Origin of the sequence: Nocardia callitridis (assembly GCF_039543305.1) — a bacterium.
GTDB classification, from domain to species: domain Bacteria; phylum Actinomycetota; class Actinomycetes; order Mycobacteriales; family Mycobacteriaceae; genus Nocardia; species Nocardia callitridis.
This window is the reverse complement of record NZ_BAABJM010000002.1, coordinates 1452914-1470871: the sequence shown is the minus strand read 5'-3', so window position 1 is coordinate 1470871 and position 17958 is coordinate 1452914. Positions and strand designations below refer to the sequence as shown.

Sequence of the window (17958 nt, the reverse complement as noted above, 5' to 3'; positions counted from 1 at the left end):
GGCGGCCAGAACCTGGCGAGGTGACCGAGACGCAGGAAGGGTGTGGCTCACCGAAATGGTTGCCGGTGAGCGTGGCTACCGCGACCGCATGACCTTCGCAGGGCGCCGCGCTGCGGATTATCACCGGGGCACTGTTGGTGCCACAGGTTTGCGGTGGTGATAATCCAGGCATGGAAGCGCTGGACATGAACTTGCTCGTGGCCCTGGACGCTCTACTGGAAACCAACAGCGTCACCCGTGCGGCCGAGCGGCTCGACACCTCCGCTCCCGCGATGAGCAGAACACTGGCCCGCCTGCGTCGTGTGCTCGGTGACCCGCTGCTGGTGCGGGAGGGTCGCAATCTGGTGCCGACGCCGCGTGCGCTGGAATTGCGCCACGAGGTCGGTGTTCTCGTCGAACAGGGGCGCACGCTGCTCACGCCGCGCGCCGCGGTCGATCCCTCGGCGCTGAAACGCAACTTCGCGGTGCAGGCCAGCGACATGGTGCTCACCGAGTTGGCCGCACCCCTGCTTGCCGAGGTGCGTGCGCAAGCACCGGGGGTGGCGGTGCGCTTCCTGCCCGAATCCTTCGAGGGCACGGCCGCATTGCGGGATGGGCGAGTGGACATCGAGGTCGGCGTCATCGACCACACCGATCCCGAGACCGCGGTACGCCGCGTGCTCGGCGACCGCTCGATCGGTGTCGCCGCACCGGATCATCCGCTGATCACCGAGCGCGTCACCGTTGCCGCCTACGCCGCCGCGGCGCACCTGAGTATTTCGCGCACCGGTCGCGCGCACGGCCCGATCGACGACCGACTGGCCCTGCACGGCCGCACCCGCCGGGTGCTTGCCACCGTGCCAAACCTCACGAGCGCGTTGTTCGCCGTGCGGGCCAGTGATCTGATCTGCCCTGCTCCCGCCTTGCTGAGCGCGTCGACCCTGCCCGCACTTGGCTTGTGCGCCTTCGAGATTCCGCTCCCGTTGCCGGAGATCGCGATCGGGCTGGCTTGGCATCCGCGCAATACCGCCGACAGCGGGCATCGCTGGTTGCGTGACCTGATCCACGACACCCTGACCAGGCTGGGTGCCGCGGCGCGCCCGCCGAAATCGCGGCGGGCCAAGCCGAATCAGGAAATGGTCGGCGGGGTGGAGAGCCGGTAGTCGTTGGACAGGCGTTGTCCGTCGGTGTGCTCACCCTGGTAGCCGTCACCGGCGGGCGGCCCGAAGATGTCGGAGCGGTTGCTGCTCAGCCCGCCCGAGGTGTTCTTCTTGAGTTCGTCGAGCATCGCCTGCAACTTGTCGACGTGGGAATTGTCGGCGGGTGCGTGATCGGGTTCGGCGGTCCGGTAGGACTCGTCCTGATGGTTTGCCCCCGTGAGGCCCACATTGTTCTCGCCGGTGTTGGCGCCGGCTCTGCCGTCGGCGTGCGCGATCATGCCCTCGTAGGGGGCGCTTTCGGGGGCGCTGAAGCCCTGATACGGGGCGGTCTGTTGTTCGCCGGCGGGGAACGACGTTTGCGGAATTCTCGGTGTGGCGCCCGGATCGCGTGCGGGGAAGTTCTGCGCCGAGAGCGAATTCGGTTCCCGCGACGCGGTGAAGGTGCCGCCGGTGATCGCCTCGCGGGCGGCGGTGAAGGCCGTGGTCGGCGCGGAAGACTGTTCCAGCGACGGCTCGCTGGTCGGTGTCCGCTCCAGGGGGATGCCATCGACCGGGGTAGGGATCGGTTCGTGCGGCGGCGCCTCGTGATTGGAGGTGGTGCCGTGGAAGTCGAATCCGTTGGGCTCCGACACCACGTCCTGCCCGGGGTCGGAACCGTAATCCGAGCTCGCTGCGGTGGTGCCGAGATCGGAGGCGGTGCCGGTGAACTCGTCGGCGGGGTCGAACTCGGTCCCGCCGGTGACGCGTGCGGACCCGTTCCTGCGCGGGAGGCCGGTCTCGAGTCCCGATCGGCTGCTGCCGTTGAGTATGGTGCTGCCGTTCGTCGCCGCGGTGTCGCGCTGGGCGCTGTGGTCGCTCAGATCGGTGACGTTGTCGTCGAGGGCGCTGGTGCGATGCGAACCGACACCGTTACGGCGGGGAAGGCCGCTGTCGGTGCTGGTTTCGGCGCTCGCGCTGCGATGTGACGTCCGCCCCGAGGACAGGGTCGGACGGTCGGGGGCCGCACGCAGGTCCTCGACCCGGTGACTGTCGTTCGTCCCGGATTCCACCCGTCCCAAACGGGATTGGATGCCGGAGATGTCATTGGCCACGCCGAATGCCCATGCTTCCAGCTTCGCCAGACGCTCCTCGACATCCGTCGTCGCGGTCGCGTCGACGTCGCGTCGGTCCGCACGCTTGCTGGCGTGGAATTCGGTGTCCGCCTGTGCGGCGCGCGCGCCGTCGACCCTGGCCGCCACGGTATCGAGCTTGTCGCCTGCCTCCCGCAGGGCCGTCGCGATGCTCGAAAGCATCTCCGCGATCGACTCGCCGGGCTCTTGACCGTGCTCCATCAAGTACTCACTTCCCCATGTCGGCCACAGTTGGCACTCGGCCGGACGATTCTATCCGCCCGCGGGCGATCGCGCGTTTCGCGTGTAACCGCGCGCACGGTGGGCGATTCCGTGTCTTCGTTCATCTCCCGCTCCCGTGTTCCTGCTGAGCGTAGGTGCCCTGCGTCGTCGACGCACAAGCGGACGGGCACAGCGCACGGTTTTCCGATGCGAGAACCCCGTCACACCGGGCAACTCGACGTGGTTGTCGGCGCGGGTGATTCGAGGTGCGACGTGCGGTCGAACCAGTGCGGCGCGGATGCTCCTGGCGTAGGCACGCCCTGGACGGGCTCTCGCCCTACTCTCGAATTTCGGGGACGCGTACCGGATTTCAGGTGCCGTGGTCCGTCATGGCCGTTCGTCGTGACACCAGGGGTGCCCGGTGGTCGGTTCGAGGTTCCCGTCGACTGCGCGAGCGGAGGCGAACGGGGCTGCGATTCGGTGCCGAAATTGTCACGGCGTGGCGCGATGTCGTTATCTGGACATGATGGCGTCAAATGTCAACAGTGCGCCATCGTGTGTATTAAAGCGACTGCTCAGTCGGCCGAAATTGGTTCTGCCACGGCATTCGCGCGTGCATGAACCACAGCCTCGCCAACGCGGCGCGCCCGAGCGCGGGGTAGGTGGCTGGCGCGGTCATCCGATCTGACGCACCCTGGACCTATGGCGTAGATTCAAGCCTGCGAGTTCAGTTTCACCGAGTTGGATTTCGCCTATGCGACGGTGCTGAGCTCGTAGTGGGTGTGTGGCAGGGGAGTGGTCGTGAGAACGAAGCAGCGGGCGGAAGTGGCCTGCGGGCGACGAGCGATGCTCGCCGAATTGGGTATCGGCGCGACCGGCGGTGCCGTGGAGGCGCCGATCCGTTCCGCGCGTCCCGCCGTCGGCTACGGCTGTGGGTGCCCCGACTGTGCCGCCGCCCAATGGAATATGCAGCGGCTGAAGTACTGGCTGTGCGGCAGATTGCTCGCCTACGGTGCCGACGAGGCCGAGGTGGACCGGTTGGTCGGCGGCGTACCCGTCGATGTCTACTGGCGCAAAGGCGACCGCGAATACGCCATCGAGGTGCGCAGCGGCCCCTTGGAATGCGCGCTGGCGCAGGAACATACGGACCGGCTGCGGGCCGCGGGATGCGCGGAGGTGCTCTGGCTGTGCCAGCCCGGATACTGGGTCGGTCGATTACACGCGATGGGCATGACCGAATTCGCCGCCCCCGGCTGCGATTACCGCGCGAGCGCCGGTGTCTTCGGCATCGACAACGGGTTGGTCGCGCCGCGTAGCGAACCCCTCGAGCTACGGGAATTCATTCGCGGCTGGGTCACCGGCGAGATCGTGTGGGGATATCGCGACGAGCACACAGGAGGGTGGGCGACCGTGCCGGACTGGGAGCAACACACCAAGACGCAGGCCACCCTGCTCGCCAGACAACGGCAGGAACTGGTCGACCAACGCACCGCCCTCGCGGTGTCGCGAAAAGCGATGCGCGACAAGCACCGACACGCCCTCAAGCTCGCCACCCGATTGGAACGCTCCGAGCAGATCGCGCAGGACCGCGCCGATTCGCTCGCCCAGGCGCACCGCAAGATCGATGACGAGCATCGCGTGCAGGCGATGCTGCGGGACAATATCGGCAGCCTGCGCCGCAATGTCGGTCAGCTCCAGTTGGTCGCGGTGTGCGCGATGCTGCTGATCGTCACCTTCATCGCTGCGGCGATGGTGGTGCGCTGAGCCGAAACGGCCCGCGATCCCAACGCCATTCGTGGCGCAATACCAGCGCTAGGAAGTCGAGCAGGGTCAGCTCGGTGTCCGCGCGTAGGCCCCGCAACGTCTGCCACGACACCGGCCCGCGCGCGACGAGTTCGCTCAGCGCCCGTTCGAGATTCGGGTCGACCGCACGGTTGCCGAGGTCGGTGACACCGAGAGCGCTCCCAGTCCAGATCAGCCAGCCCCACCCCCTGTCGTGCGCGAACGCGCGTGCCGCGTCCGCGCGGACACGGTTGACGTGGAAGGCGACGTGGCCGAGCGGTTGGACGTCGATGAGCACGACGCGTCCGTCGGCGAGCCGCGCGACGATACTCGGATAGCCCAGGTGCGCGCCGTCGTCGAGGGTGTACTCGAGGGCGCACGGGTGTTCCTGGAAGGTGTCGACGAGGGAGCTGGCGTTGAGAATCCACAGCAGCCGCGCCTCCATCCCCGAATCGAACGGCACGTCGCGGCCGACCTTGTCGAGGTAGAACCGCCCTCGGGCATCGTCGTCACTGTCCACCGTGCGCGCCGAGGAGGTCGGTAGCGGTGCGGGGTGCGCGGTGGGCGACCATTCCACCTGACTGAGCCAGGGGTCGAGCTGACTGCTCGCGCGTGGCTCGGCGTCGAGCAACTTGGCCAGTCGCCGGTTGGTCTTCTTCTGCCACGCCGCGATCCGTTGCGCGACGAATCCCGCCACCCGTTTGGCGTCCTCGGCGTCGTGCCCCGCCAGGCGCAGTTTCAGATGCGACAACTCGGTGGCGACGATATCGCTGTCGGTCGCGTAGGTCTCCACGAGTAGGGCGCGCACCAGCTGTCGATCGCGCGCGTCGAGCGGATACCGTGCGGCGAAGATCTCCTCGGCGCCGCGCCCGCCCTGCCAGGTGAGCTCGTTCTGCTGGGCGAGCCGAATCAGCTGGCCGACAGCCTTGGTGTGCAGTTGCCGCACCCGATCGCGGGAAATGTCATAGCGCGCACCGAGTCTCGCGAGCGTCTCCGGCCGCTCTCCACTCACGCCGAGCCGTACCGTGAGCAGATCGCGAGTCTTTGGCCTGCGCTCGGCCAGCAACGCGACGAGCTCGGCGAGTACCTCGTTGACCTCCTCTAGCTCGAACGAGATGTCCGCACGCACATCGAGTGGTGCGGTGTCGTCCTCGACGTCCGCCGACTCAGGCACGTACCCCACTTCCACCTGCACGCGGGCAACCCCCTGACTCGATCTGCGATTTCCTGTGCGCCCCAGCGTATCCCCGCCCACCGACATCCCCGCCCAGCTCGACTCGCCCCCGTGTCGGTCCGGAAATGATCCGCCGAGGATCTGGCCGCGCACGGGCGTCGCCGGTGCTCTGACTTCCGCCGGTGCCTTCCAGGTGCCGCGACCGTGCGTGTCCGGATAGGTGGTCAGGCCTATGACGACAAGAAAAAGGCACCCTCCGAGCATCCTCGGAAAGTGCCTTTAACCTGGTGGTGCGCGATACTGGGATTGAACCAGTGACCTCTTCCGTGTCAGGGAAGCGCTCTCCCGCTGAGCTAATCGCGCGAGGTGGAGACGGGAATCGAACCCGTGTGCACGGCTTTGCAGGCCGTTGCCTCACCACTCGGCCACTCCACCGCGCAAAGGGGGACGGCTAAATCTCTTTTGCCTGGCCCTACCTCTCGAGCGGATGACGGGATTCGAACCCGCGACCCTCACCTTGGCAAGGTGATGCGCTACCACTGCGCCACATCCGCATTTCGCACTCCGTTGTGACCCCGTTTGGCCCTCCGTGGTGCGAGACAGAACATTAGCCCACGCTCGGCGAAAGGTACAAATCCGCTGGTAGAAAGCCCGAAGTTCACACAGGTGAACAATCGGTCCCCGTCAACCCCAATAACCCCTCCCGCCCCTCCCTTCGCGATCACCCCCACCCTTCTCGACCTACGGCACCCCTTGCCCGTGCAGCGATTTGGTGAACCCCCGACCCCACATGCTAATGTTCCGTCTCGTCCCACCGGCTACCTCAGCCCACCGGACACCCCGAGGTCCCATAGCTCAGCGGGAGAGCGTCCGCCTCACACGCGGAAGGTCGCTGGTTCGAAACCAGCTGGGACCACAAACTAGTAGTAACCCGAACCGGGTCCGTCGGGGCCCCAACCGGCAGATGACCGCCGGTTGGGGCCCCGATGGCGTTTGTGTGGGACTTACTGGCGTTCGCGCCGGTGGTGTTGTGGTCGGCGGCGGGTTGGCGGGATGCGGTAAACGGGCACTGAAGGAACCCGCTGACTACCTCCCGTACACTCCGACAACGCCCGTGACCAGTGCTTCTGTGAGTACGCTACGGCCCTCCTCCTCGGCCCTGAGGGCTGCGCGGAGGGAAACGATGCGTTGCTTGACGCCAGCTTGTGGTCGGCCGTGGGTGTCGCGGTGGTTGATGCCGCCCGGAGCCGGGGGCGCCGTTCGACAGCAGCCACGGGCCGGTCGGCTCCGATTCGGGTGGGTGGGTGAGCTGCTCATGCGCGAAGATGGCCGGATGATGCGTCGTACCGCTTCCGCGTGGACCGCTAGTGCCGGGGTAACGCAAGCCAGGCACGCGATCGAGAGCGGTATGCGCTGGGTGTTCCGGGAGCAGCCGTTCGAGGACTATGGGATCGACGCACACATAGAGGTGGTCGACGACGAAGCGGTTCTCGGTAGGTTGATCGCGCTTCAGATCAAGACCGGCGGGAGCTACTTCGATTCACCTGCCGCCGAGGGTGGCTGGTGGTTCCGCGACATGGCAGCACACTTCGAATACTGGTTGGACTTTTCGATTCCTGTGGTTGTCGTGCTGGTCGACCTGGACAGCGGGCAGTGTCATTGGCAACTAGTGGCGGAGTCGACGGTTGAGAAGGCTGCACCGCGTGCAGACCGGGCAAACCCCACTGGACTTCAGGCCCATGCCCACCGTGTGGTGAACGTGTGCAGCACGTACACGGCGTCCCCGAACTTCACTACATAGAACATGCGGTAGGCACCGGCCCGGTCCCGGTACCGCAGTTCGTAGCAGCCCGCGCCCAGAGGGCGTGCTGGTGACGGTGTTTACCAACGAATGCCTGGAGGCGGTCGTACGATCGGCAAGCTCCCGAAGTGCCCATCGGTAGGTCTCGGGGGTGATCTCTTCAAATTGCATGCGGGTCAGTATCTCCTGCGGTATGCGGCTAACCATGCGGTTGGGCGCGTCGTCTACCTCATTGCAGATCCACTGAACAAAGGCGCCAAGGCCGGATGGTGGAGCACCACTGAGAAAATTCTGCGTGATCACTCCGGCCAGCCGGGTGCATCTTGTCGAGCTTGTTCGACGCTGTGGCCCTGTGGCTTCCACGAGCGCTTTTGCCTCACGCTCGGAAAGCTCGTCGGCGAGGAGTGCGTGCCGGGCTTGGTCCGCGAAATGGTCCAGTAGTTGATCGGCCAGCCGCAACCGGTGCGCAGCGTGAATCACTGCTGCTGCCAACTGATCCAGCGGGGCGGGCCCGCTCGATCGCGACGATCACGTCGTGGGCCGGCACCTGTCGATCCATTCGTCAACCATAGGTTGACGATCCAGTTGCCGTCAACTATTAGTTGACGGCATGGCGACAGCTCGGACGGCTTTCGCCGACAACGGATCGATACAGGAGTCTCACATGGAAGCTCACGAGAATGCCGCACGCCATCGCGCCAAGACATCGGGTAGGCGAGCATTGGTCGTCGGCGCCGGTATCGCTGGTTTGGCCGCCGCGTTGCGGCTGCATCAGCAAGGTTGGGACGTTGTCGTGGTCGAACGCGCGCCGAGTCGTCGCAGTAGCGGTTACCTGGTGAACCTGCACGGGCCCGGATATGCCGCCGCCGAGCGGCTCGGGCTGATACCGGCGCTGACTCCGCGCGATATCGGGTTCTTCACCTCGGTCCTCGTCCACGCGGACGGCCGGGAGAAGTTCAAAATTCCGGCCGCTGTCACCGAGGCTGCTGTCGGGAACCAGGCGCTGAGCTTGTTCCGCGGCGACTTGGAGTCGGCGCTGTACGACGCCGTGGCCCACCTCGTCGACATCCGTTTCGGTACCACCGTGCAGGCCGTCGCCCAGACCGCCGGGGAAGTCGTGGTCACCCTCAGTGACGACACCCACCTGCATACCGAACTCCTCGTCGGCGCCGACGGCGCGCACTCCGGAGTCCGCGAGCTCGTATTCGGCGCCGAGTCCGAATATTTCGTGGACCTGGGCCACATGGTCGGCGCGTTTCCGCTGAAAACAGTTCCCGAGCACGTACCGGAAGGCGTCGGCACCACCTTTATCGGCCCCGGACGCACAGCTGCGGTGATGAACCTGGGACCGCAACGGTCCTCGGCGTTCTTCACCTACCGCAGCCCCGACCCGGGTGCCGAACTGGCTCTCGGCACCGCACCCGCGCTCACACGAGCGTTCGGGGACCTCGGAGGCGGTGTCGCCGACGCCCTCCACCAACTCGAGGCCGACCCAGCCACCGCCTACTTCGACTCGGTCGGCCAAATCGTGATGGACCGCTGGAGTCACGACCGGGTCGTCCTGCTCGGGGACGCAGCATGGTGCGTAACGGTATTCGCCGGCTACGGCGCCGCCCTTGCTCTCGACGGCGCCGACCAGCTCGGCGCCGCGCTAGCGGCACACGGCGACGACATTCCCATCGCTCTCGGCACCTGGGAGAACACGTTGCGTCCGGAAGTACACAAACGACAGGCACTGGCCCGCAAAGGAATCAGCCGATTCGCCCCGCCGTCACGCACACATGTGTGGGCCGGTGAACTAATGCTCCGCGCCATCCAGCTCCCCGGCATCCGTGGCCTGGTCCGGCGCTCTATCCAACGCGCCAATAATTAGCCTCGCGCGTTCATGCCAATTCGGATATTGCGTGCCGGAATTAGTAAAAAAGTGCTCCTGCCTGCGATAATTCGACTGTCTAGGAACAAATTTCGAGGGTGTTGGAGCACCTTCTCGGTGCGTAAGTCTATGTCGTTACCGGTCGGGCGGAAAGTGTTGGTGCGCAGCGGCACTGGTGGCGGCACCCATGGTTTCGAGCGCTCATGCCGAATTGAGCGCATCCATACGCTCCCGGGCGACCATTCGACGTCAATGCTGTGTCGGCCTGTCCGAACGACCGCTACAGTCCAGGGTGTGGACCAGCCTCAGGACATACGAACACCACCGAGTATCTTTCAATCTTCGTGGGTCCGTTGGGTAGAGATAACGGCGTTGGGTCTGATCGGGATCGCAGTCGGCTTGTTGCTGCTCGTAACCACCACCACAGACTCGCCGCTGACATTCCCTGTGGTGGCGCCGATCGCTGTGGGAATCGCTGCCCTCCTCCTCGGACTACGACACATCATCCGTCCCGTACCCGACCTGACAGTCGACGATAATGGGGTGACGTTCAGCCCATTCGGTCGAATCCCATGGGCTGTTATATCGCGCATCCATCTGATCACAGCCCACGGCATGAGGTACCTGGCCGTCGAACTGGTCGACTCCAACCCAAGGCTTGCCGAAAGCCGTTGGTCCAGATGGATCTACAGCCCGGTGGGCAAGATCACGGTCGGCTTCCCGCTCACCATCTCGGAGCGTTGGCTGCGCCCGATCTCGCTGGACGACATCGTCGCTGAACTACACAGACGAAACCCTGACCTGGTCATCGCAAGATCCGAACGCAAAGCATTCCGACGAGCCCAACCCGGCCCAACCGACATTGTGTAGTGCCACATATCGAGCGGGTTCCGAATGGTTGCGGCGGCAGCAGGACAACGCGGGGGGCCAGCCGCCGAACAATCGGCGCGTGACGCGTGCCGATCATCAACGATTCGCTGAACCGGCAGGTCATGTCTTGGATATGACCTACCGAGCGCCTACCGGCTTGATGCGCAACCGGGGCCCTTCGGCCGTGGGATGGTTCGGATTGATCAGCGTTAGGCCCACCAGTAGTTCGCAGGTCAGATGGTTTTTTTGAAGTGTGTGATCCTGGCGCGCAATATACGCGTAATAGCGGCACCTCTGTCAGGGATGTATGTGCGCAGGTTGGGCATGCTGCCCTCAGTCATGTGATTCATGCCACATCTGCTGTGTGTCAGCGTCTCACGTGGTGGGGCGGTGATCCACAACGAGGCACGGCACGTCCTATTGGCCGGTCCCCGATGGTGCGACCACTCGGTGTTTGAATCCGGGTTGTTTTCGATCCAGTTTCAGGTGATGCTGCACGCCACCGGGTGGTGGGCGTGGTTGCAGGCCGCTGCGTACTCGGCCGGGGTCAGATAGCCCAGCGCCGAATGCCGATGCCGCCGGTTGTGTTAGTCCTTGAAATCGCCGATCACTCCCCGGGCCTCGAGCAGCTCGCCCAGTGGTTGCGGTTGAGGCACTCGGCTCGTAGCCGCCGGTTGAACGATTCGACGTACCCGTTGTTCCACGGCGTCCCCGGCGGGATGTGGACAATCCCCACCCGATTACCGAACAGCTGTTGCGGCACGTGCGAAATCATCTCCGGACCGTTGTCCGTGCGCAGCACTCGCGGTGGCGCGCCGCGTGCGGTGAACACCTTCGCGAGCTCGGCGACGAGCCGCTCGGCGGTGATCGAGCGTTCCACCAGGCGCAGTAGCGACTCGCGGGTGGTGTTCATCGACCATCGACGCGATCATCACCGCCTTGCCGTCGACGGTGGAGCCGAACTTGAAGCCCAGCGCCCACACCACCTTCGGAAATCCGGCGGTTGGCAGTTGAGTCGGCGAGCGGCGTTGCGCGTCCTGTGCGGCTGGGCGTCGAAAGACCAGCCGTGCGAAGGTGGGCGGCGTGACTTCCGACGTTCTGCCGGTCGGCGATCGCCTTGACCGCATCCGCGCTCTGCTGTCCGGCTCGAGCGGACCGCACGGCAATGGGGAGATGCATGCGTGGGCAAATCTCGGCGATGCGGCGCGGATGCCACGTGAAGTGTTCGCACTGATCGAAGGCCTCGGTGTTCTCGAGCGGTGGTATCCCAAGGTGCCCGTAGATGTTCCGGACTCCTCTGCGGAATTGGCCGACCGCCTCCTCGAGGTTGACGTAGCCGGGGCTGTACACCGGCTGATCCGCATCGCCTCGACCACGCTCGCCTACGGCTCACGCGGACGCTATGACCGGGTCAAGGCAGCTGAGGTGTTCGGTTCGCTGGTCCGCCTTCTCGGTCATGGAAGTCATTGGTGGAGTAACACCTACAGCGATAGCAGCTGGAATCCGGTGACACGGTATGTGTTCGACGCGGTGGTGGTCGGCGTAGGCAGCGGGATTGTTGTCACGATCCTCGTTTTCGACGAAGACTGATGCGCACGGCTTCGGCATCTCCAGGAACGTGTCCGGCACATCCGCATACGCTCGATCTTCGAATCATTCCGTTCGACGCTTGCTTCCCGAAACCGCCTACCCCTGTATGGCAGGACGCTGCTGCCCGCCGGAGTGAGCCTCGAGGAACTCTCGCGTGACACCCAGGTGCAGGCGCCGCGGAACTGTTCGCAGGTGTTCGCGTCGTGGATCGCCCATTCGATCGGCGGACCGCTGCCAGTGGAATTCAGCGATGCGATGACCACCCGGTCCGAACAGCAGCACCGACAGCGCGGGCTCGCGCCCCGCCCACGTACGGCCCTGCTCGACCCGTTCCCGGTGCCGCTGCGCAGCCTCGTCGATCCGCCCGTCGAATCCGACCGGATCGCGATTCGTCCTGTCGCACATCGTGATCCGGTTCCCGGGCTGTCCACTGGTGGCGTAATCCCATCAAGCTTGGCCCCGGCGCCCACGACAGCCGGCAACCCAGTCGCTCGATCCGAGTGCTCCGAAGGTTCGCCATACCGTCGGCCAGGACCGCGGGCAAGTTTCGATGCCTCACGTGTGGCGCGTACCCGACCCTGCGGAACACAACTGCGCGGGTGGCACTACGGTATCGCGATGGAGACAGTCGGAGACTGGCTCGAGCTGGTCGGAACGTTCGTCACATTGTACGGGCTCTGGTTCGCCTGGAACAGGACTCGAACCGCAGGCTGGGAGAGTTCATAGCCCGGACCGCCGACTATATCGGTAACAAGGCGAAACACTGGACAGCCAAAGTCTTCCCCGCCTTCGTCGCGATGCTCGGGTCGATGTTTCTGCGGCGGAGGCCGTTGCTGTTGCTTCGGGAGCGACTGTGACAACGCGCTCCGCGATAGGCCCTGGACAACCGCTCTCGTTGCAAGTCCAGATGCTGGCAGGTCAACTTGATATCGTGTCGGTGTCGGCGCAACGCCGTAGAGGGGCTGGTGAAACCGCGCCGTCGGGGGAGTCCGGCCGGACATGCTCGCGCTCACGCGCTGGTTATACCTGCAACGAGTGAGCGCTCTTGCCTGACCGTGCGGTGTAGCTGGGAAATTCGGCTTTCTGCCAGCAGGGTTCCGTGACCGCGGCTACCGCCGTCAGTAGGTCGACCGCCGCCCGCCCAAGCTAGCTCCCGGACCACCGACCGCGCTTGGACGATACCGTTGGAGAGCGTTCCACGCCGATGCCGTTGCAAGAAAACTCTATGCTCTTGCCAGGGACCCGTGTCGGGTCGCGGCGCGGGCGGTGAGCAGCTTCTGTGGAGTGGCAACGACCGGCGACTGGGCTGGGTGTGGGGGCAACTCGCGTATGACAGCGTTTGCGTCCACCTGGCGGTGGCTGGCGATCGTGCGCGAGGGATCGGCGTTGCCTCGGTCGGTTTGCGTACTCGCCGCAGTCGGCAGCGTCGGCGCGCAGGCGTTTTGCGATCCGGCGCGGGTCCGCGCGGAGTACTTGAGTTCAGCAGTAACGGAGATTGTTGTCGGTGGGTCGTGGGAGCATCCCCAACATCGGATCGGGCGCAGGGGTTGGCCCGAAAGGCAACCAGCACAGGGGAGTTCACGATGGGCTACATCTACGGGTTTCGTCACGGCACGGAGGATTTGTTCAAGATCGGCCAAACCACAGCCACACCGGCCAAGCGGCGGTCCACACTGCAAACCAACTGTGCCCACCCGTTGTCGTTGTTTGACGCGATCGAGACCGACGAGCACAGCGCGCTCGAGAAGTACATCAAGATCACCTGGGCAGACCGCCGCAGTGTGGACGGCGGCTCGGAGATCTACAGCCTGACCGAGGATGAGGCCGCCGAACTGTTCGCACACTGCCGGATCTGGGTCACCGAGGAACTGCCTAAGCAGCGCCGAATCGAACAGCTTGAAACCATCGAACCAGACATGGATTTGAGGACTTGCGACGACGCCGCCAAACAGTTGCGGACCCAGTGGATCAAGCTGCGCGACGAGGAAGTGCGGATCCATCAGGAGTACGGGCAAGCGGTCGAAGCTCGGCAGAAGATCGAGGCCGAACTCAAGCTGCGCGACGAGGAAGTGCGGATCCAGCAGGAATACGGGGAGGCGGTCGCGGCTCGGGAGAGGGTGGAGACCGAACTCAAACTCGCTATCGGCACCAGTGTCGGTATCAAGGGAGTCGCGACCTGGGATCGAGTGGTCAAGAGCCGCCGAATCAGCGCTGCGATGGTCGAAGCGAACGAGCCGGAACTGTTCGCCCAGTGTGTCGTGCCGTCGCTGAGTTCCGACAAGCTGAAGGCACTGCTGAAGTCCTTGGGTCGGGAGAAGGACTACGAAACGTTCCAGGAGATCAAGCACGCCCGTCGGCTCACAATCGCCGAATAGCACGCTGCCCAAGGCCGCATCCTCGGATGATCGTGTACCGACGGGGATCTAGCCGACCGGGCTGGCGCGCGGAGATCCGTCGCCGGGCAACCGAGCGGCGCGTCTACTAATCTCCTTGCGGCACAGCTGGTCAATATCGATTTCGACACCGGTTGTGCCACAGTACTTCTGCCTGGATACAACCTCGAGCCCATCACTCGCTTATACGTCACCGGGGCTGGCGTCAAGCCATCGGATCCGTCAAGCGTCACTTGATAACAGGGAGTCAGGGATGTCTTGATTCCTTACATCGACAGGGAGTGCTCCAGCTGTCACTGCCAAAGAGGTTCGGTTGTCCACCCGAGAGGGAAACCCATCTCGGAGTCATTGCGGCTCAACGCAGCGAGCCCGGTTTGGATATGAGCTACGAGGTCTGGGCGCCAGCTCGAACCCGGGCAGATCTGCTCAAGGAGGTAGGCGAGGACGGCCAGCGATGCGTACACCCGCTTCGTCAGGGCTGGCGAGGCGGCGTGGCTCAGATCAGGTATCAGCAATAGGTGACGGGGGAGAGCTGGACGTCGATACCTCGATTCCACAGTCGTGAGTGGTGAGCGCAGCAGTTGCGGATGTAGTTGAGGTTCCTCATCCAACTCACCAGGGCACCGCCGAGGCCAGCGGGGCTGGTGCACGATCGGGTCACTGCTCCGTGACCACAAGCCACCGCCGACACCCGCCGCCGGGCGACCACCGGCAACCGCGAGCCCCTATAAACGACACCGCTCACGGGTGGGGAATTTCGGCGAGGACAGGTGGGGAAGTTCGACGAGAGTGGCTATCGGCCAGGCCCAGATCCACCGACCCTATTCGGAAGTTAGGCGACACAGCGTCTTTCCGATGGTTTTCCCGGCCAACATGGCCAGCAGTGCGGTTGGCGCCTGTGTCAGATCGTCGAAGATCGTTTCGTGATAGACCATGTCGCCCGCAGTGAGGTAGCCGCCCACTTCTTGCCGCATCGAGCCTTCGAGGTGGTTGTATGATCCTGCGCGAAACCCCTGTATGCGTAGTTCTTTCGACACGATCTGGAAGAGGTCGGGATTGCCGGAGTGGGGCGCGCCGTCGTATCCGGATACCGCACCACAGACGGCGATGCGTCCGCGTGGTCGTAGGTTGTCCATCGCCGCAGCGAGATGGTCGCCGCCCACATTGTCGAAGTACGCGTCGATTCCGTCGGGTGCGAGCTCGGCCAACGACTCGTGCAGTGTCGGATCGTGGTAGTCGAAGGCTGCGATGCCGAGTTCCTGCCGGAGGAACTCGACCTTGTCGGCACGACCCGCCGAGCCGAGGACCGTTGCCCCGCGCAACTTGGCGATCTGGGCGGCGATGGCGCCGACTCCGCCCGCGGCAGCGGAAACCCAGACCGTGTCCTCCTGACGTAGTTGGAGGACTTCGGTCAGCGCGGCGTATGCGGTCAAACCGGAGCTCCCGAGTGGGCCGAGGTACCACTGTGGTGGCATGCCCCGCGTATCGATCCTGGTCGGCAGGCCGTAGCCGCCGATGGTGTCCGCTCTGGTGCCGATCACCGCGTAGTCGCGGAAACCGAAGATGTGCGAGACGAGATCGCCGACCGCGAAGTCGGGGTTGCGGGTGTCGATCACCGTGCCCAGCGCCAGACCCACCAGTGGTTCGCCGGGGCGGATCGGGGGGAGGTAGCCGAGCGGAGTTGTCGAGGAGAGCCTGATTCGAATCGAGGGATCGATCGACAGCCAGGTGTTGCGTACCAGGATCTCGTTCGGGCCGATTTGGGGAATCGGCGATTCGACCAGGGCCAGATCGTCGGTGGTGAGTCGGCCGCGCGGGGTGCGCGCCAGCGACCACTGTCGATTCGTACGGGGCATGGCTAACCTCCGAAGCCGCCCAGCGTGCGCTGGGCGGCGGTAGGGCGATTTACGGGTCAGTTTCCGGGGAACGGTGCGTTGATCGTGGTCTGGTACTGGATGAACGCGGCGATCGCCACCGGCGCACCGACGAAGACCGCACCCGAGAGCACCCCGATGGGGGCCAGCGCCGCGGCGCCGATCAGGCATCCGGCGAGCGGACCGGCACCGAAAAGGGTGGCAAGGGGTCCGGTGAGGACCGTGCCCGCCGCGCCGCCGAGTAGACAACCGATCGTGCCCGCGCCGACGGCACCGACGACCGCGCCGATGATCGAGCTGGTGGAGATGGTGGAGGTCATCCTGGTCCAGGCCGCGACCTCTCTGTCGTACGGGCTCTTCCACGGTGCGGAGTCCTCGAAGGGCAGGGCCACCGGGTTGTAGTTGGCGCGGCTCATATCGGCACTCGGCGTGAGTCGTGCTGTGTTGCCGTCGATTTCGGCGTCGATCGGGAAGGCGATGTCATCGATGTTGAACTCCAGCGGCACTCCGGCCAGGATGTCGCCGGAGTCCGAGCGGATCTGGAATCGGCCGTGGTCGACGATGAGTTTGCCCGAGTCGACGCTGATCACCGCGGTGTCGCCGTCCTGATACGCCCGATAGTTCACTCCGGGCATCAGGTCGACGTCGAGCGTGGGTGGCGCGGCCGCCGCAGTGGTGGCGCCGAGGATCGTGGCGGTGGTGGCCAGCGCGAGCGCGATGACGGACTTGGTGAACTTCATTGTTTCTCTCTTCCTCATCATGGAGTCGGGGGATTCGGGTGGGTCAGACAGACGTTCGGGGCAGGCTCGCGGTGTCGGCCGCGGCCAGGCCGAAGACAAGTGCCGGGGCGATGCCGCCCGCGTAGGCGTGGTCGTAGAGCCCGCCGATGTCGGATCCGGCCGCGAACAGTCCCTCGATCGCGCGCCCGTTGGTGGCGAGTACTCGGCCGTGCGCATCGATGCGGATGCCGTGGAAGGGAAAGGTCAGGGCGGGGCGCGCCTCGATGACGTAGTACGGCCCCTGGTCGAGGGGCGTCGAGTCGTGGGTGCGTGGCGGCTGCACTGCCGCGCCCGCGTTGTTGACGCGGCGGATCTGTTCGGCGATCGCCGGACCGTCGTAACCCCATTCCTGTGGGAGGTAGGTGAAGTCGTCGAGCGTCTCGGCGACGCCGCAGCGCCCGGCCCGCCGCTGGGTGAGATCGAACTTGTCGATGGCGACCGCGCCCTCGACGTAGCTGGCGCGGATCCATTCGCGATAGACACGGTCGTCCGCGACCAACAGCCCGCGCGCTCCTGGCTGTTGGAGCAGCTGCATCGCCGTCAGGTGGTCGCCGAGGGTTTCGTCGGTGAATCGGCGATTGTTCACGTCGAACAGCAGGGCGTGCTCGCTGTAGTACAGCGAAAGCGCCACGAAATCGCCGGGGTCGCGGAACGTGATCTCGGTGGGCACGAGATGCCCGTAGAACCCGGAGTGGGGCCGACTCGTCGCGGCCCCGACGGATTCGGCCAGCCGTAGACCGTCCCCGGAGCTGGTCGGGTTCGAGCGCAGTGGCATCTCGCCCGCGGCGGGGTGAATTTTCGCGGCGACCAGTTCGGGGTCGGCTTGGAAGCCACCGGTCGCGAGAATCGTTGCGGTGGCGCGTATCTCGCATTCGGAGCCATCGGCGAGCCGCAGCATGGCCCCGACGACGGCAGAGTCGAGGGTACGCAGTGCGAGGGTGTTGGTTTCGGTGAACAGTCGCCCCTGCGCGCTGATCCGGCGTCGGCATTCATCGACGTACTGGTTGGTGTCGAACTGATGCCCGATGCCGTAGCGCAGAACGGTCATGGCCGCGCCGCATTCGACGCCGAGCGAACGAACCCAGGCGATCGCCGCCGGGAAGCCGTCGACGAGTTCTCGGCGCAGCGCGAGGTCGCCGTTCGGGTTCACTTCGTCCATCACCGCGTGGTTCGGCGCTGTCCACGCGTAACCCGCGTACAACGCCGAACCGCCGATGGTCGGCGCTCGCTCGACCACTACGACGGTGTTGCCGTGTTCCAGCGATCGTGCCGCCGCGGTCGCCCCGGCCATGCCCGCGCCGATTATCAGCACGTCGGTGTGGATCTCCTGCATTCGTACTCCCTCTGCGCTA

General features: G+C 65.1%; 14 protein-coding genes and 4 tRNA genes. 8 read left to right on the top strand and 10 right to left on the bottom strand.

All coding sequences use genetic code 11. From position 1 onward, the window contains the following. The first annotated feature begins 170 nt into the window (after window positions 1-170). A complete protein-coding gene (locus ABEA50_RS15495) occupies window positions 171-1142 on the top strand; it encodes a LysR family transcriptional regulator (RefSeq protein WP_345496063.1) in 972 nt (323 codons plus the stop codon). Here ABEA50_RS15495 and ABEA50_RS15490 read toward each other — a convergent pair. Continuing rightward, a complete protein-coding gene (locus ABEA50_RS15490) occupies window positions 1109-2470 on the bottom strand; it encodes a PspA/IM30 family protein (RefSeq protein ID WP_345496062.1) in 1362 nt (453 codons plus the stop codon). The two genes, ABEA50_RS15495 and ABEA50_RS15490, sit on opposite strands and share 34 nt — an antisense overlap. 801 nt (window positions 2471-3271) lie before the next feature. On the opposite strand from ABEA50_RS15490, the gene ABEA50_RS15485 reads away from it, so the two are divergent. Continuing rightward, window positions 3272-4234 carry a hypothetical protein gene (locus ABEA50_RS15485; RefSeq protein WP_345496061.1) on the top strand — a complete coding sequence of 321 codons (963 nt, stop codon included), beginning with the start codon at window positions 3272-3274 and terminating at the stop codon, window positions 4232-4234. Here ABEA50_RS15485 and ABEA50_RS15480 read toward each other — a convergent pair. From ABEA50_RS15480 to ABEA50_RS15465, 4 genes are all read right to left on the bottom strand, one after another. Continuing rightward, on the bottom strand, window positions 4206-5426 hold the full coding sequence (locus ABEA50_RS15480) for a sigma factor-like helix-turn-helix DNA-binding protein (RefSeq protein WP_345496060.1): 1221 nt from the start codon (window positions 5424-5426) through the stop codon (window positions 4206-4208). The genes ABEA50_RS15485 and ABEA50_RS15480 overlap by 29 nt on opposite strands. Before the next feature lie 288 nt (window positions 5427-5714). Then, a tRNA-Val gene (locus ABEA50_RS15475) sits at window positions 5715-5789 on the bottom strand. A gap of 1 nt (window position 5790) precedes the next feature. Continuing rightward, window positions 5791-5861, bottom strand: a tRNA-Cys gene (locus ABEA50_RS15470). A 47-nt stretch (window positions 5862-5908) separates the two neighbouring features. Continuing rightward, window positions 5909-5980 (bottom strand) — tRNA-Gly (locus tag ABEA50_RS15465). A 290-nt stretch (window positions 5981-6270) separates the two neighbouring features. On the opposite strand from ABEA50_RS15465, the gene ABEA50_RS15460 reads away from it, so the two are divergent. From ABEA50_RS15460 to ABEA50_RS15445, 4 genes are all read left to right on the top strand, one after another. Beyond that, window positions 6271-6342: transfer RNA gene (locus ABEA50_RS15460), tRNA-Val, on the top strand. Between the two features lie 384 nt (window positions 6343-6726). Beyond that, window positions 6727-7227: a DUF4365 domain-containing protein gene (locus tag ABEA50_RS15455; protein ID WP_345496059.1), complete on the top strand. Its 501-nt coding sequence runs from the start codon at window positions 6727-6729 to the stop codon at window positions 7225-7227. A 664-nt stretch (window positions 7228-7891) separates the two neighbouring features. Then, entirely contained in the window at window positions 7892-9100 is a 1209-nt protein-coding gene (locus tag ABEA50_RS15450; protein WP_345496058.1) for an FAD-dependent oxidoreductase, read from the top strand. A gap of 294 nt (window positions 9101-9394) precedes the next feature. Then, on the top strand, window positions 9395-9970 hold the full coding sequence (locus tag ABEA50_RS15445; protein WP_345496057.1) for a hypothetical protein: 576 nt from the start codon (window positions 9395-9397) through the stop codon (window positions 9968-9970). A 607-nt stretch (window positions 9971-10577) separates the two neighbouring features. Here the strand turns inward: ABEA50_RS15445 and ABEA50_RS15440 are convergent. After that, on the bottom strand, window positions 10578-10883 hold the full coding sequence (locus ABEA50_RS15440; protein ID WP_345496056.1) for an integrase core domain-containing protein: 306 nt from the start codon (window positions 10881-10883) through the stop codon (window positions 10578-10580). A 161-nt stretch (window positions 10884-11044) separates the two neighbouring features. On the opposite strand from ABEA50_RS15440, the gene ABEA50_RS15435 reads away from it, so the two are divergent. Continuing rightward, window positions 11045-11560 (top strand): hypothetical protein, encoded by a 516-nt coding sequence (locus ABEA50_RS15435; RefSeq protein WP_345496055.1) that lies wholly within the window; start codon window positions 11045-11047, stop codon window positions 11558-11560. Between the two features lie 1583 nt (window positions 11561-13143). Next, the gene (locus ABEA50_RS15430; protein ID WP_345496054.1) at window positions 13144-13935 is read left to right on the top strand and encodes a GIY-YIG nuclease family protein; all 792 of its coding nucleotides are present in this window, start codon (window positions 13144-13146) and stop codon (window positions 13933-13935) included. 526 nt (window positions 13936-14461) lie between these two features. Here ABEA50_RS15430 and ABEA50_RS30960 read toward each other — a convergent pair. The 4 genes from ABEA50_RS30960 to ABEA50_RS15415 all read right to left on the bottom strand — a co-directional run bounded on the left by ABEA50_RS30960 (window position 14462) and on the right by ABEA50_RS15415 (window position 17939). Continuing rightward, window positions 14462-14614 (bottom strand): Abi family protein, encoded by a 153-nt coding sequence (locus ABEA50_RS30960; protein ID WP_425577616.1) that lies wholly within the window; start codon window positions 14612-14614, stop codon window positions 14462-14464. Between the two features lie 160 nt (window positions 14615-14774). Continuing rightward, complete coding sequence (locus tag ABEA50_RS15425; RefSeq protein ID WP_345496053.1) at window positions 14775-15809, bottom strand: NADP-dependent oxidoreductase; 1035 nt, start codon at window positions 15807-15809, stop codon at window positions 14775-14777. A 56-nt stretch (window positions 15810-15865) separates the two neighbouring features. Further along, window positions 15866-16567, bottom strand: a complete 702-nt coding sequence (locus ABEA50_RS15420) for a hypothetical protein (protein ID WP_345496052.1) — start codon at window positions 16565-16567, stop codon at window positions 15866-15868. 43 nt (window positions 16568-16610) lie between these two features. Beyond that, window positions 16611-17939 carry an FAD-binding protein gene (locus tag ABEA50_RS15415; RefSeq protein WP_345496051.1) on the bottom strand — a complete coding sequence of 443 codons (1329 nt, stop codon included), beginning with the start codon at window positions 17937-17939 and terminating at the stop codon, window positions 16611-16613. Window positions 17940-17958 lie beyond the last annotated feature (19 nt).